10 protein-coding genes are annotated in these 13,090 nt (G+C 58.7%); 5 read left to right on the top strand and 5 right to left on the bottom strand.

Going from position 1 to position 13,090, the window contains the following annotated elements; genetic code table 11:
* Positions 1-98: 98 nt before the first annotated feature.
* Complete coding sequence (locus Q5Y71_RS04005) at positions 99-800, top strand: DUF599 domain-containing protein (protein ID WP_306040293.1); 702 nt, start codon at positions 99-101, stop codon at positions 798-800.
* A 280-nt stretch (positions 801-1,080) separates the two neighbouring features.
* Here Q5Y71_RS04005 and Q5Y71_RS04000 read toward each other — a convergent pair whose 3' ends face one another.
* The gene (locus Q5Y71_RS04000) at positions 1,081-1,587 is read right to left on the bottom strand and encodes a molecular chaperone DnaJ (protein ID WP_306040291.1); all 507 of its coding nucleotides are present in this window, start codon (positions 1,585-1,587) and stop codon (positions 1,081-1,083) included.
* Positions 1,588-1,752: 165 nt separating this feature from the next.
* Between Q5Y71_RS04000 and msrA the strand changes: the two genes are divergently transcribed.
* Positions 1,753-2,376: a peptide-methionine (S)-S-oxide reductase MsrA gene (gene msrA, locus Q5Y71_RS03995; RefSeq protein ID WP_306040289.1), complete on the top strand. Its 624-nt coding sequence runs from the start codon at positions 1,753-1,755 to the stop codon at positions 2,374-2,376.
* A 98-nt stretch (positions 2,377-2,474) separates the two neighbouring features.
* Here msrA and Q5Y71_RS03990 read toward each other — a convergent pair whose 3' ends face one another.
* The 4 genes from Q5Y71_RS03990 to Q5Y71_RS03975 all read right to left on the bottom strand — a co-directional run bounded on the left by Q5Y71_RS03990 (position 2,475) and on the right by Q5Y71_RS03975 (position 6,979).
* A complete protein-coding gene (locus Q5Y71_RS03990; RefSeq protein WP_306040286.1) occupies positions 2,475-3,317 on the bottom strand; it encodes a sulfurtransferase in 843 nt (280 codons plus the stop codon).
* A gap of 45 nt (positions 3,318-3,362) precedes the next feature.
* Positions 3,363-4,988 carry an alpha/beta fold hydrolase gene (locus tag Q5Y71_RS03985; RefSeq protein ID WP_306040285.1) on the bottom strand — a complete coding sequence of 542 codons (1,626 nt, stop codon included), beginning with the start codon at positions 4,986-4,988 and terminating at the stop codon, positions 3,363-3,365.
* Positions 4,989-5,044: 56 nt separating this feature from the next.
* Complete coding sequence (locus Q5Y71_RS03980; RefSeq protein ID WP_306040283.1) at positions 5,045-5,662, bottom strand: trimeric intracellular cation channel family protein; 618 nt, start codon at positions 5,660-5,662, stop codon at positions 5,045-5,047.
* A gap of 132 nt (positions 5,663-5,794) precedes the next feature.
* The gene (locus Q5Y71_RS03975; RefSeq protein ID WP_306040281.1) at positions 5,795-6,979 is read right to left on the bottom strand and encodes an acyl-CoA dehydrogenase; all 1,185 of its coding nucleotides are present in this window, start codon (positions 6,977-6,979) and stop codon (positions 5,795-5,797) included.
* 363 nt (positions 6,980-7,342) lie between these two features.
* Between Q5Y71_RS03975 and Q5Y71_RS03970 the strand changes: the two genes are divergently transcribed.
* Genes Q5Y71_RS03970 through Q5Y71_RS03960 form a run of 3 tightly spaced genes read left to right on the top strand, consistent with a single transcriptional unit; the run spans position 7,343 to position 13,075 of the window.
* Positions 7,343-8,689 (top strand): efflux transporter outer membrane subunit, encoded by a 1,347-nt coding sequence (locus Q5Y71_RS03970; protein ID WP_306040280.1) that lies wholly within the window; start codon positions 7,343-7,345, stop codon positions 8,687-8,689.
* 2 nt (positions 8,690-8,691) lie between these two features.
* Positions 8,692-9,927 (top strand): efflux RND transporter periplasmic adaptor subunit, encoded by a 1,236-nt coding sequence (locus Q5Y71_RS03965; RefSeq protein WP_306040278.1) that lies wholly within the window; start codon positions 8,692-8,694, stop codon positions 9,925-9,927.
* Positions 9,920-13,075, top strand: coding sequence for an efflux RND transporter permease subunit (locus Q5Y71_RS03960; RefSeq protein ID WP_306040276.1), 3,156 nt, complete (start codon positions 9,920-9,922; stop codon positions 13,073-13,075). The genes Q5Y71_RS03965 and Q5Y71_RS03960 overlap by 8 nt, the downstream gene beginning before the upstream one ends.
* The last annotated feature ends 15 nt before the right edge of the window (positions 13,076-13,090 follow it).

Below are 13,090 nucleotides of genomic sequence, written 5' to 3'. Positions count from 1 at the left end.
CAGGCATCGGAAAGACAGTGTTGACAGGGGCGCCGGCATGGCGAAGGCTCGGCCCGCCAAGGCCTCGGCATAAATGTAGACGAACAGGGAGATCGCGGTTGTCCTGGTTGGATATTGCCAGTGTCTCAGGCTTTTTTATCACCTGGGTAGGCTACACCTTATTTGCGCGAAAAAAAGCCAGGGAAACCTGGTGCCTCTCCTCCTCTTTGCGATGGTTTCGGGTGGAGTGGATGCTGCGTATGCTGGATCGGGAACTGCGCATGGCGGATACTGCCATACTGGGCAACCTCGAGCGGGTAATCGGCTTTTTCGCCTCCACTAGTATTCTGATTCTGGCGGGTCTGGTCACTGCACTGACGGCCAACAAGGCCGCTATTGCAGTGCTGACCAGTCTGCCTTTCGCTGAGTCCACTACGGTTGAGCAGTTTGAACTCAAGGTGATGTTGCTAATCCTGATTTACATCTTTGCCTTCTTCAATTTCACCTGGTCTTTGCGTCAATACTCCTTTGCTAATGTGCTTATCGGCGCCACACCTGCACAAAATAGCACTCTTTCTGAAAAGGAGCGGCGCTGTTTTGCCATCAATGCCGCCAAAGTGATTGACCATGCGGGCCACAGTTACAACTATGGGCTGCGGTCCTATTACTTCTCCATGTCTGTATTGGGGTGGTTTATTCACCCTGTCCTGTTTATCGCCAGTTACCTTATAGTGGTCTATATACTCTACCGCCGCGAATTTCTGTCCCGCGCATTGAGATCAATCCTGGCGGCTAGGGAGGGCATTCTGAAAGGTAATTGAGTTTAAAAAATTAAGTAAAAACAGTGAGTTTCCGATGATTTTTAAAGTCTTTATCAAAGTGTGCGACCGGGTAGTTGCCCCCGCCCAAAGATCGGGTGAGGGGTGCTGGCGCTGGCGTAATCGCGTCGCTGTTTTGCCGACGGAACAACGGAGTAAATCACACCAGCAGGGAGGATGTGGAGGCGAACACTACAGCGTAACTAGCCTCTGTCCCGGCAGATTCCCAGTGACAGTGGAAGCGCTGCCGGCCCCTTTTATTCGCAAAGCCTGGCAGAGAAACCTAAAGTATACGCAGCAGAAACTCCTTGGCAGCGTTGACGCGCGATGCCAGGTAGTCGTTACCACCGCGATCCGGGTGCAGCTTTTGCATCAGCCTGCGGTGGGCACCTACAATCTCATCCCGTCCGGCATTGGCGCCAACGCCGAGGATACGCCGGGCCTCGCCCTCGGTGAGCGGGGGCCCCGCCTGGCGGTGCTCAGCTTTGCGCTGCTGTTGCCCGGGTGATTGGCGGCTTTGCGTATATTTTTGCAGCAGCGGTGACAGCCATGGTAGCAGGCGGGGGAGCTGGTTGAATAGACGTCCCAGCACCGGCAGTATCAGCAGGGCAGCCGCGCCAACCCAGTGCAGCCGCCCGCTCAAGGCCAGAATGACCACAATTACGGCCGCACCCAGTACAGCGGCAAGGAAGAGCTGTTTGCGCCGGTTCCCCGGTGCGCTGGACTTGATTTTCTGCCAGGCAATCCAGGCGGCGATCAAAATGAGAAACAGAAGAATTAAACGTGCCAATGACGGCTCCTTATATTGTTAATCGGCGAACATTTTAGAGTATGGATCAAATAGCTCTCTTATCTATTTGATAGTTGGGTGGATTTAGCCTAAGTATGGCTCTGGGCAGATAAGCGGCTTATGGCTATCCTGATGAAAGAAAATTTCAGCACTTGAGACAACAGTATGCAATACGACAAGTTCCAGATACCGGATGCGGATCAGATTTTGCCCGGCCGGCCACAACCGATGGAAATCAGTGGTGTCCACTTTGTCAATGGCAATCCCATCAAGGAGCCATTTCCAGAGGATACGGAAGTTGCCTTGTTTGGCATGGGCTGTTTCTGGGGCGCCGAGCGCTTATTCTGGGAAACTGAGGGTGTCTTTGCCACCGCTGTTGGTTATACCGATGGCGCTACCGAGAACCCCAATTACGACGAGGTATGCAGTGGGCGCACCGGACACGCCGAGGTGGTCAAAGTTGTTTACGATCCCACAGTTGTCAGCTATGCGGAGTTGCTGGGTCTTTTCTGGGACCGGCACGACCCCACCCAGGGAATGCGCCAGGGCAATGATATCGGCTCACAGTATCGCTCCTGTATCTTCTGTTATACCGAAACGCAGAAAAAAGCAGCCGAAGCCAGTAAAGCGGCAATCCAGGAAGCGCTGGATACAAAAAATCGCGGCAGGATCACTACCGAAATCAGTATGGCGCCGGAGTTCTACTACGCCGAGGAGTATCACCAGCAGTACATGGCGAAAAACAAAGAGGCGGTTTGTCCACTGCTGCGCAATCCCATGCATGACTGAAGCCAGGAGGGGTACCTCGGCGCCGCCGTCCTGGTGTGCTTTGCGAACTGCCGCCCCCCGGCTCCGCGCTTGCGCATTTTTCCAGTGGGCATTTGGCGTTAATGGCGCCCCCGCTGGTGCGCGCACCAGTCGCTCCAGCTGCCGGGGTAGAGCAGGGAGTCGCGCCGGCCGGCCAGATATTGGGCAAAAAAATTCACACAAGCGGTCACTCCGGAGCCACAGTAGTTGAGCAGTGGCCGACCGTTTGAGAGAGACTCCCACTGTTTGCGCAAGACCTCGGGGGATTTTACCTTACCGCTCGCAGTCTCGGTGATTTCCTGCCAGGGACTGTTAATGGCGGTGGGGATATGGCCAGCGATGGGGTCGATGGGCTCCTTCAGGCCCGCAAAGCGCTCGTGATCGCGCGCATCGACCAATTGCCAGGAAGCAGTGTGCAGTCCGGCCTTTACCTGTGCATAGTGAACCAGCAGGTTTTCCTGTGGCTCGGGTTTGAAATCACCCGCCGGGCGTGGGGTGGGCGCACGGGTTTCCAGGGGTTGGCCCGCATCCTTCCAGGCTTGCAGGCCACCATTCAGAATATGGATGCTTTTATGGCCAAAAAAGAAAAACAGGAACCAGGCCCGCGCGGCAAAACCCAGACGGTTATCGTCATAAACAACCACGGGTGTAGTACGGCACACGCCCAGTTTGCGTGCTAACTGCTGGAACTGTGCGCTGCTTGGCAGGGGATGGCGGCCCCCGTATCGCTGCAGGGACGCGGAGAGATCCCTGTGAAGGCTGGCATAGTGGGCTCCGGGAATATGCCCGTTGGCAAAGGCCCGTGCACCCTTGTCAGGATCTGACAATGCGTAGCGGCAGTCCAGAATCACCGGATTCGTACACGCCTGCAACCGAGTGAGCGCCGCCACTTCGATTAGCGGGTCATCACTGTTCTTTTCCATTGCGTTGTTCCAGGATTTGTGTCGCCCAGAGAAAATATGGGCTGATCAAAGTCCGCTTTCCGGTGTCGATAATTGTGCGGGCAGCGCTTCTGTCTGCTGCGGTTTCGCTGCTTGCTGGTGGTTCAACTCCTGCTGGCGACAGACCAGGGCGGCCTGGGTCTGATCTTCCATCGGGTTGTTGAGAAAGCGCGCGGCGGCCTGTTCGGCGCAGTTGCTTGCCGAAATAATATCGTGGGCCAGTTGTGGGAACAGCAGCCACTGGTGGTTGGGCAATGCCTTGCGCGCAGTATTCACGTCTTCCGGGGACAGCACCGGGTCCAGGCCGCCGTGCAGCACCATGACCGGGGCTGGTGTGGCAATGGCCTGCGATTCCATCAGTGGGGCGGAGGGGATGGCCCAAATGCGGCATTGTAACTGCAACAGGCTCAGGTCCGAACGTGCAGCCCCTCCCAGGATACCGGTTTTGGCGGCATTGGCGCGGGCCTGCTCAAAATCCACAAAGGGAGCTTCCTCGTAACAGAAGTGACTGACGCCGGCGGCATCGCCAAAGTAGGGATCCAGCACGATGTCCATAAAGTCTCCAATGGCTTTCTGAGCGGGTTTGAGTTCTTTATCATCGGGGTTTTCCAGCCCCGCGATCAGTTTTGGCAGTTCGCTGTAGAAATGCTCGTTGTACAGTGCCTGAAACAGGACCCGCAGCAAGCGCTGTCCTGTGAGGACAAAGGGGTAGCGCTGGTCAGAGTAACGGTGCTTGATGGAAATGGTACGAGGTGTTTCGTCCAGGGTCTGCACCAGATTCTCCAGACGGCGGCGCAGGTTCGGATAGCGGCTGTTGCAGGTTTTATGCTCGACACAGTGTTTCAAGCCGCGCTCATAGGCTGCCAGAGAGTCCTGGGCCAGCTGCTGGGCATAGACGATATTGGGGAACACAGCACTGTTGAGTACCAGCGCGCGCACCGATTGAGGGTAATCCCGCGCATAGGTGAGAGCGTAGCGGGCAGCGTAGGATACCCCGTAGAGGGCAAAACTATCGATGCCGAGCAGCTTGCGCAGTGCCTCCACATCCCTGGCGATGGTGGCGCTGTTGTACTGAGCCATATCGCTGCCCTTGCTCAGGCGGCTATAGCAACGCTCCATACTGAAAGTGAATACACGGGCCTCCTCTTCCGGGGAAAGGTTGCGCTGAAAGGCGGTCCGGGCATCCTCGATAAATTCCCTGCAGGTGAGGCGCGGCTGTGCCATACCGGTGCCGCGGGGGTCAATCACTATCAGGTCGCGGCCATCCTCTACTGACATGGCCGCATAGTTAAGCCACAGCCAATCGCTGGCATTTTCCGGCTCCAGGCCCATGCTGGCGCCCGGGCCGCCGGCACCCAGATGCAGCAGGGGCGCCTTGTTGGGGTTTGGTTTCTTGGCGTGAAAGCGTACGGCGGGAAAGTGGATCTTGCGTTTGGATGGATGGGTGTAGTCCTCCGGGACCTCCACCATAAAACACTGGGTCAGGGGCCAGGTGTCACCGGTTTCAAACCAGCAGGGTTTGGGAATCAAGCGGGTATGGGCCTTATCCTGCGCGGCCTGCCCGGGCTGTTGCTGTTGGCCGGCCCGCTCGCAGGCTCCGACCAGCAGGCAGAGCAGAACGGATACGGCGGTGAACGGACGGAAAGTGTGCACTGAACGCACTCCTTTGAGCTGTAATGGGTTTTTAGAGCGATCTTCCCCGGTACCGTTTAACGGTGGCCAACCCGCGCAATGGGTGCCGACAGGTTCCAGCGCAGGGCGGCCAGGCGAATTGACAAGGTGACAAGCATGGCAATAGCAACAATCAGGTCTCCCGCCAATTTGTCGCTGGCACCCAGAAAAACCAGAACGCTGGCGCCGCTGAGCGCCGCGGTGGCGTAGATCTCACGGCGCAGCAACAGGGGAATATCACCGCACAGCAGGTCCCGGATCACACCGCCTACAGTGCCGGTCATCACGCCCATCACGATGGCAATCGTGGCTGAGTAGCCAAGCTCCAATGCTTTCTGCGTACCGATCACGACAAATACGGCGAGTCCGATGGCGTCGGCCAACATCAGCAGGCGCATGGGCACTTGGAGGTAGCGTATCAGATAAAAGCTGAGCACACCGGTAGTTGCGGCAATCCACAAATAGTAAGTGTCCTGCAGCCAGAATACCGGGAGATTCAGGATGATATCCCTGGTCGTGCCGCCACCGGTGGCGGTCACACAGGCGAGCACCACCGCACCGAACAGGTCCATCTGCTTGTGCCCTGCGGCAAGCACGCCGCTGAAGGCAAATACCACTATGCCGATCAGGTCAAACCCATACAGCAACTGATCCATAACGTCGTTAAACCTGCAGACTGGCGAGGCCGGGCAGGATAACATTCATGGTCTGGCAAGGGGAGAGACGGCACAATAGGGCGTCGGGCTTGACGACAGAGGGCCCGCGGTCGGGCCCGGAATGCGACAGGTTCAGACAAAAGCCTGCAGCCCGGTCTGGGCACGACCGAGGATCAAAGCGTGTACGTCGTGGGTGCCTTCGTAGGTGTTGACCGCTTCCAGATTCATCACGTGGCGAATGACGTGGAACTCATCGGCAATCCCGTTGCCACCGTGCATATCGCGGGCCACACGGGCGATATCCAGCGCCTTGCCGCAATTGTTGCGCTTCACCAGGGAGATCATGGTGGGGTCGAACTGCCTGTTTTCATCCATAATCCGCCCTACACGCAAAGAGGCCTGCAGTCCGAGCGCGATTTCAGTTTGCATGTCGGCCAGTTTTTTCTGGAACAGCTGGGTCTGGGCCAGTGGGCGGTTAAACTGCTTGCGATCCAGGCCGTACTGGCGGGCTGCGTGCCAGCAGAATTCACCGGCGCCCATGGTGCCCCAGGAGATGCCGTAACGGGCGCGGTTGAGGCAGCCGAATGGGCCGCGCAGGCCGCCGATGTGCGGAAACTTGTTCTCTTCCGGAACGAATACATTGTCCATGACAATTTCCCCAGTGATGGAGGCGCGCAGGGAGAATTTGCCCTCGATTTTCGGCGCGGACAAGCCCTCCATACCCTGCTCGAGTACAAAGCCGCGAATAATATCCTCATCGTCTTTCGCCCACACTACAAAGACATCGGCGATGGGGCTGTTGGTGATCCACATCTTGGCGCCGCTCAGGCGATAGCCGCCATCCACTTTCCTGGCGCGGGTTTTCATACCGCCGGGGTCGGAGCCCGCATCCGGCTCGGTCAGGCCGAAGCAACCGATCCACTCACCGGTGGCCAGCTTGGACAGGTACTTCTGCTTTTGTTCTTCGCTGCCGTAGGCATAGATGGGGTGCATCACCAGGCTGGACTGCACACTCATAGCGGAGCGGTAACCGGAATCCACGCGTTCCACTTCGCGCGCTACCAGGCCGTAGCAGACGTAGTTGAGGCCGGCGCAACCATAGCCGTCGATAGTGGCGCCGAGCAGACCCAGTGCACCCATTTCCCGCAGGATCTCCCGATCAAAGATTTCGTGGCGGTTGGCCTCCAGAATCCTCGGCATCAGTTTGCTCTGGCAATACTCGCGTGCAGTATCGCGCACCATGCGCTCTTCGTCGGTCAGCTGTTGGTCCAGCAGCAAGATATCGTCCCAGTGGGCGAGGGGCTGATGTTTACTCATGCTTTGTCTCTATCTACTTCTGTTATCGATGTACACCGTTAGAAGCGGTGCTTCAAGCCCGCAGTGGGTCCCGGTGACCCTACAGTTTAGTGTGGCGCATCATACCTAAGTAACTGTGCGGGAGCACTCCCACAGGCCACAAAATTTTCTCGGGCCTTTAAACCCTTGTGTAAACAAGGGTAAATCGCCTTGCGAGGGGTTTTTGTGGCGAGATAATGTCCGCAATAAATCTCTGTTTTTGTGCAATTTACATTCTGTTTTCGGTGACATTCCTTGCGCTTTTATCGCATTTTGGCAATTTGTATTCCACTTCTCGCCAGCTGTTCATCCCAGACGATCCAGACTGACCAGCCCGGGAATCAGTTGCAGTTACCAGCAAGTTTTCGCGCTTCCGGCACCGCCGCCGCCAAATTGCGCTGGTGGCGCAGCTTCGATGACTCGCAGTTGGATCACTTGGTGCTGCTTGCGCTGAAGGACAACCCGGATATCCAGGCCAGTTACTGGCGCCTGCAGCAGGCAGCTGCAGTGGCCCGTGGTGCCCGTTCCGGGCTCTGGCCAAGGGTGACTGCCCAGACTGAAAATACCCAACAGCGTTTCTCTTCAGGAGACTTTACTGATGAGTCCAACGAAGGTAATAGCTGGAGTACACGAATTGCCGCCAGTTATGAAGTGGACCTGTGGGGGCGGGTGCGTGCCGGCGCCAGCGCCGCTGAGGCAGGGTTTTTGGCCCGGGCGCAAAACCTTCAGACTGCTGCCCTGAGCCTTGCCGCAGAAGTATCCGCTACCTGGCTGCAACTGCGTGAAGCTTGGGGCCAGCTGGATCTGCTCGAACAGCAGTTGGAAACCAACCGCAAGTCACTGCAGGTAATGGAGTTGCGTTTTGGGCGCGGTATCGTCGATGCCGCCGATGTGCTGCAGCAGCGCCAGCTGGTGCGGCAGTCCGAGCAGGTGCTGCTGGAGGTGCAAGCCGATATCGAGACACTCAGAGTCCAGTTGGCAGCGCTGCTCGGTACCACTGAGGTGCAACTCGCAGAGGTTATCCACAAAATCGCGGGTCTGCCGGCGTTGCCGGCCCTGCCGGATACCGGCATTCCCTCCCAGTTGCTGTTGCGCCGGCCCGATGTGCGTGAGGCCCAGCGCAACCTGTTGCAGGGGTACCACCTTGCGGACCAGGCCTGGGCGGATCGGCTGCCGGTATTGGGCCTTTCTGCCGTTGCCAGCAATGGCACCAGCCTGATCAGTGATATCACTGAAAACTGGCTGCTGGCGATTGCCGTCTCCCTGGAAGGAGTGCTCTTTGATGGAGGCGCCCTGGCTTCGGCGCGGGATCAGGAACAGGCTGCGCTACAGGAACGTTGGTCCCTGTACAGCAGTACCGTGAAGCAGGCGCTGTCGGAAGTGGAACTGGCCCTGATCCGCGAGCATGCCCTGGCGCAGGAACTGGTGCATTTGCGTGAGCGCAAGGACCTTTCCGATCTGATTGTCCAGCGCCGCAGCCGCGCTTATGCCCGCGGCGCAGTCGATTTTCTCAATCTGCTCACCGCGACCACCGAACAGCAGAGCCTGGCCAGGCAGGTGCTTGCTGCCGAGCGTGAAATGCTTGAAAACCGTGTAACGCTTTACCGCGCGCTTTCCGGAGGATTGCCGCAGGCGGACCTCCCCGCCCCAAGGCTCGTGGATCTGGCGCTGTATCTGGAGGGAAGGAATTGATCTTGAAGAAAACACATTGGCGCTGGATTGTGCCTGTAGTGTTGGTGCTGGCAGCGTTGCAGGTTGCCGGTTGGATGTTGCGGGAAAAACCCAGTATGGCGCGCAGTGAGCGTCGCGTGCCACCGCCCGCTGTAGAGGTGGCAGTGGCCGAGAGCGGTCGCTTCCCGGTGACGTTCAGTGCCCTCGGCAAGGTCTCTGCAAGGGAGCTGGCAGAAGTACAGCCACAGGTGCAGGGAGTAGTGGAATGGCTGAATTATGGCCTGGGGCCGGGGTCTATTTTACCCAAAGGCCAGGTATTGCTGCGCATAGAGGCGGAGCCCTACCAACTGGCATTACAGACTGCACGCAGCAGTCTCGCCGAGCGCCGTGCCGAACTGCAGCAGGAGCTGGGCCAGCAACAGGTGGCACTGGAAGAATATGCCCTGCTGGCTACCTCGCTGCCGGAGTCGGATCGCGCTCTGGTGCTGCGCGAGCCGCAACTGGCGCAAGCACAGGCGCGGGTGCAGGCGGCGGAAGTGAGCGTGGGGCTGGCGGAGCGTGACCTGCGCCTCACCCGTATTCGTGCGCCTTTCGATGCACTGGTGGTGACGCGGACGGTCGATGTCGGTGACCGCGTGGCGCCGGGGAATATCCTCTATAGCCTCGCCAGTGCCGATCGTTTCCAGATTGCGGTGGAAGTGCCGGCGGCACAGCTGCACAGATTAACCACGGCCACTAATGAAGTGCGTATCTATGGCAGTCAGTGGCCCCAGGGCGTCTTCCGGCGCGGTGAATTTGTGCGCACAATTCCGGTTTTGGAAGAGCAGGGCAGGCTTGCCAGTGTGCTGGTGGAATTGGAGGACCCCCTGTCTGTGCGCAATCCGGGCCAGCCACAGCTGCTGCTGAATGATCTTGCCCGAGTGGAGATTGTTTCCCAAAGTGAAGAACAGAGCGTCCGAATCCCCCTTGTTGCCCTGCAGGATGGCAACAGGGTGTGGGTGGTCAAAGACAACCGCACAAGGGTACTGCCGGTAGAGGTGGCCTATACAGATGGGGACTACGCGCTGTTGGAACAGGGCCTGAACGGTGGTGAGACGCTGGTAACCACGCGGCTGGTTAACGTAATCGAGGACATGCCGGTGCGCATTGCTGCTGAGGTCAGGGCGCAGCAGCCCCTTGGGACAGAGGCGGCAGTATCCGCGCGGAAGGTTGCGGAAAAGCGCGTGCGCAGCAGCGGAAGCGGGGGCGCCGATGGCTGAGTTCAAAAAGAGTGGCCGGGAGGTTGATACCCGTTCCGGTGCCATTGCCTGGATGGCGCGCAACTCTGTAACAGCCAACCTGTTGATGTTGGTCTTTCTTGTTGGCGGGCTGATTTTTTCCATTGTGGTGAAAAAAGAGGTCTTCCCGGAGTTCAGCCTGGATATTGTCAGCATTGCCATTTCCTATCCCGGCGCCAGTCCGGGGGAGGTTGAGCGGGGCGTGCTGGTGGCTGCCGAGCAGGCGGTGCAGGGTATCGTGGGTATCAAGCAGATGCGCGGTATGGCCTCCGAGGGTGGGGCTTCGCTGACTCTGGAGCTGCAGGGCGATGCCGACGCCAACCAGGTTTACCAGGATGTCCAGCAGGCGATTGATCGGGTGACGACCTTCCCTGCGGATATTGAGCGGCCCCGGGTGAGCCTGGCAGAGCGAAAACGCGATGTAATGGATCTGGTGGTGCATGGCGACCTCGATGACCGGAGCCTGCGCACTGTTGCCATGCAGGTGTTCGATCGACTGGAGGCACACCCCGAGATTACCCAGGTGGAAACTTCCGGGGTGCGGGATCTGGAGGTGTCGATTGCGGTGCGCCGGGACGACCTGCGCCGCTACGGGCTCACACTGGCGGAGGTGGCGGCGCTGGTGCGCAACGGGGCGGTGGATGTGCCGGCAGGTGGGGTTAAATCCACAGCCGGTGAAATACTGGTCCGGGTCACCGAGCGGCGGGATTGGGCGCGGGAATTTGGCGATATTGTGGTGGCCCAGGGCAGGGAGGGAGGCGCTGTGTATCTTCGCGATATTGCCAGGGTCAGCGATGCACTGGTGGATGAAGCACGCAGCATGGTCTTTAACGGCGAGCCGGCGGTGAGTATCCGGATTTTTCGTGTGGGCGAGCAGACCCCCATGAGCGTGAGCGAGGCGGCGCGGGCGGTGATTGCGGAACTGGAGGACAGGCTGCCACCGGGTGTGTCCTTGAGTATTCGCGACGACGACGCGGAATTGTTCAAGGAGCGACTGTCGCTGCTGCTGAAAAACGGCTTTATCGGGCTTTTACTGGTGTTTGTCGTGCTGGGGGCATTTCTGGAGCTGCGCCTTGCGTTTTGGGTCACACTGGGCATTCCCACCAGCTTTCTCGGTGCCCTGCTGTTCCTGCCGGGGCTCGATATCTCCGTGAATATGGTGAGCATGTTCGCCTTTATTATCGCCCTCGGTATTGTGGTGGACGATGCGATTATCGCGGGGGAAAATATTCATGAGTGGCGCCAGAAGGGTTATAGCAACCTGCAGGCGGCGGTGGCCGGCGCGCGGCAGGTGGCGGTGCCCCTGACCTTCGCCATCCTCACGAATATTGTGGCTTTTATCCCCCTGATGGCACTGCCCGGATTTATGGGCAAGATTTTTGGGGTGATTCCCTTTGTGGTGGGTTCTGTATTTGTGATCTCCTGGGTGGAGGCACTGTTCATCCTCCCGGCACACCTGGCCCACTCCCGCCGCCGGTACAAAAGTCGCAGGGCGCGTCGTTTCGCCGCGCGCCAGAAAGTGCTGGCGCAGGGGCTGGACCGCTTTGTGCGGGTACACTTTCGCCCTTTTCTCGACCTCTGTGTGCGCCATCGTTACACCACCATTGCGGTGGCGCTGTCCACTCTGCTGGTCGTAGCGGGGTATGCTGCCAGCGGTCGTATGGGCTTCACCCTGATGCCGCGGGTGGAACGGGATTCCGGTCGCTTCCAGGTGACCTTTCCCAGCGGCACCGCCGAACAGCAGCTGGAAAAAGCGCGCAGCCAGATTATGGATGCTGCCGACCGGGTGCTGGAGGGTTACGACCGCGACCGGGTATTTCTCGGTATTCGTGGGCTGATCCGCAACGATTCGGTACAGGTGGACGCCTACTTTGTGCCCTCGGACCAACGCACGTTTTCCACCGGCTCGTTCGTGCGCGCATGGCGGCAGGAGGCGGGCCCAATAGCGGGGGCGCTCAGTGCAATCACCGCTGCAGACCGGGGCGGTCCCGGAGCGGGCGCCTCTCTCACCGTGGAGCTGCGGCATACCGATACCGATATGCTGGAGCGCGCGGCCCTGCACCTGGGTAAAGAACTGGAGAAGTTCCCCAATGTCAGCGACATTGATGTCGGTATCTCCCAGGGCAAGTCGCAATTGGATCTGACATTGACAGAGCGTGCCAAGAGCCTGGGTATGTCGGCGGAGGATATTGGCCGCCAGTTGCGCGCGGCCTTGTACGGCGCCGAAGCCCTGCGGCAGCAGCGCGGCCGCGACCAGGTCAAAGTGATGGTGCGCCTGCCGGAAAGCGAACGGGTCAGTATGGAGGATGTATCCAGCATCATGATCCGTGCCGGCAATGGCCTGTGGCTGCCATTGCCGGATCTGGTGGAGGTGTCGCAGGGGCGCGCCTATGCCACCATTAATCGCCGCGAGGGCCGGCGGGTGTTAACGGTTTCCGCCAATGTGGAACCCAGTGACCAGGCGGCGCTGGTGATCAATGCATTGGACCGCAATGTGATTGCGCAGATGCAGATGGAATTTCCCGGCCTCAGTATCTCCTACGAAGGGCGCCAGGCGGACGAGCGAGAGGGGCTCGCCTCCCTGAGTCTGACATTCCTACTGGCGATGGCGGTCCTCTATTTGTTGCTGGCCATTCCCCTGAAGAGCTACCTGCAGCCATTGATTGTCATGGTTGCCATCCCCTTCGGCGTGATTGGAGCCATACTGGGCCATCTTGTTATGGGCTATGGATTGAGCATGGTCAGCCTGCTGGGTATGGTGGCGTTGGCCGGGGTAGTGATCAACGATACCCTGGTGATGATTGAGTACAGCAACCGCCTGCGCAGGGAGGGAGCCGGAATAGACAGTGCCATCAAGCGCGCCGCCGCGCGCCGTTTCCGCCCGATTGTGCTCACTACAGTGACCACTTTCTGCGGACTGATGCCAATGATTTTTGAAACCTCGGTGCAGGCACGTTTTATGATTCCTATGGCGATTTCCCTTGGCTACGGTATTTTGGCGGCCACTGCCATCTCCCTGTTGCTGGTTCCTTGTTTGTACCTGATGTTCGCCAGGGATATTCCCCAGATTTTCGACCGCCTGAAAATTGGTCTGCAGCTGTTGGGGCGGCAACTGGCTGGCATACGATAAACAGTGCTGTGCCAC

This window comes from Microbulbifer sp. 2205BS26-8, assembly GCF_030731025.1.
Classification (GTDB): Bacteria; Pseudomonadota; Gammaproteobacteria; order Pseudomonadales; family Cellvibrionaceae; genus Microbulbifer; species Microbulbifer spongiae.
Note: the sequence above shows the minus strand (reverse complement) of the source record. Positions and strands in the feature narration are given on the sequence as shown.

Coding starts and splice junctions, on each gene's coding strand:
- msrA (WP_306040289.1), top strand. CDS start 1,753: ATGCAATACGACAAGTTCCAGATACCGGATGCGGATCAGATTTTGCCC.
- Q5Y71_RS03990 (WP_306040286.1), bottom strand. CDS start 3,317: ATGGAAAAGAACAGTGATGACCCGCTAATCGAAGTGGCGGCGCTCACT.
- Q5Y71_RS03980 (WP_306040283.1), bottom strand. CDS start 5,662: ATGGATCAGTTGCTGTATGGGTTTGACCTGATCGGCATAGTGGTATTT.
- Q5Y71_RS03975 (WP_306040281.1), bottom strand. CDS start 6,979: ATGAGTAAACATCAGCCCCTCGCCCACTGGGACGATATCTTGCTGCTG.
- Q5Y71_RS03960 (WP_306040276.1), top strand. CDS start 9,920: ATGGCTGAGTTCAAAAAGAGTGGCCGGGAGGTTGATACCCGTTCCGGT.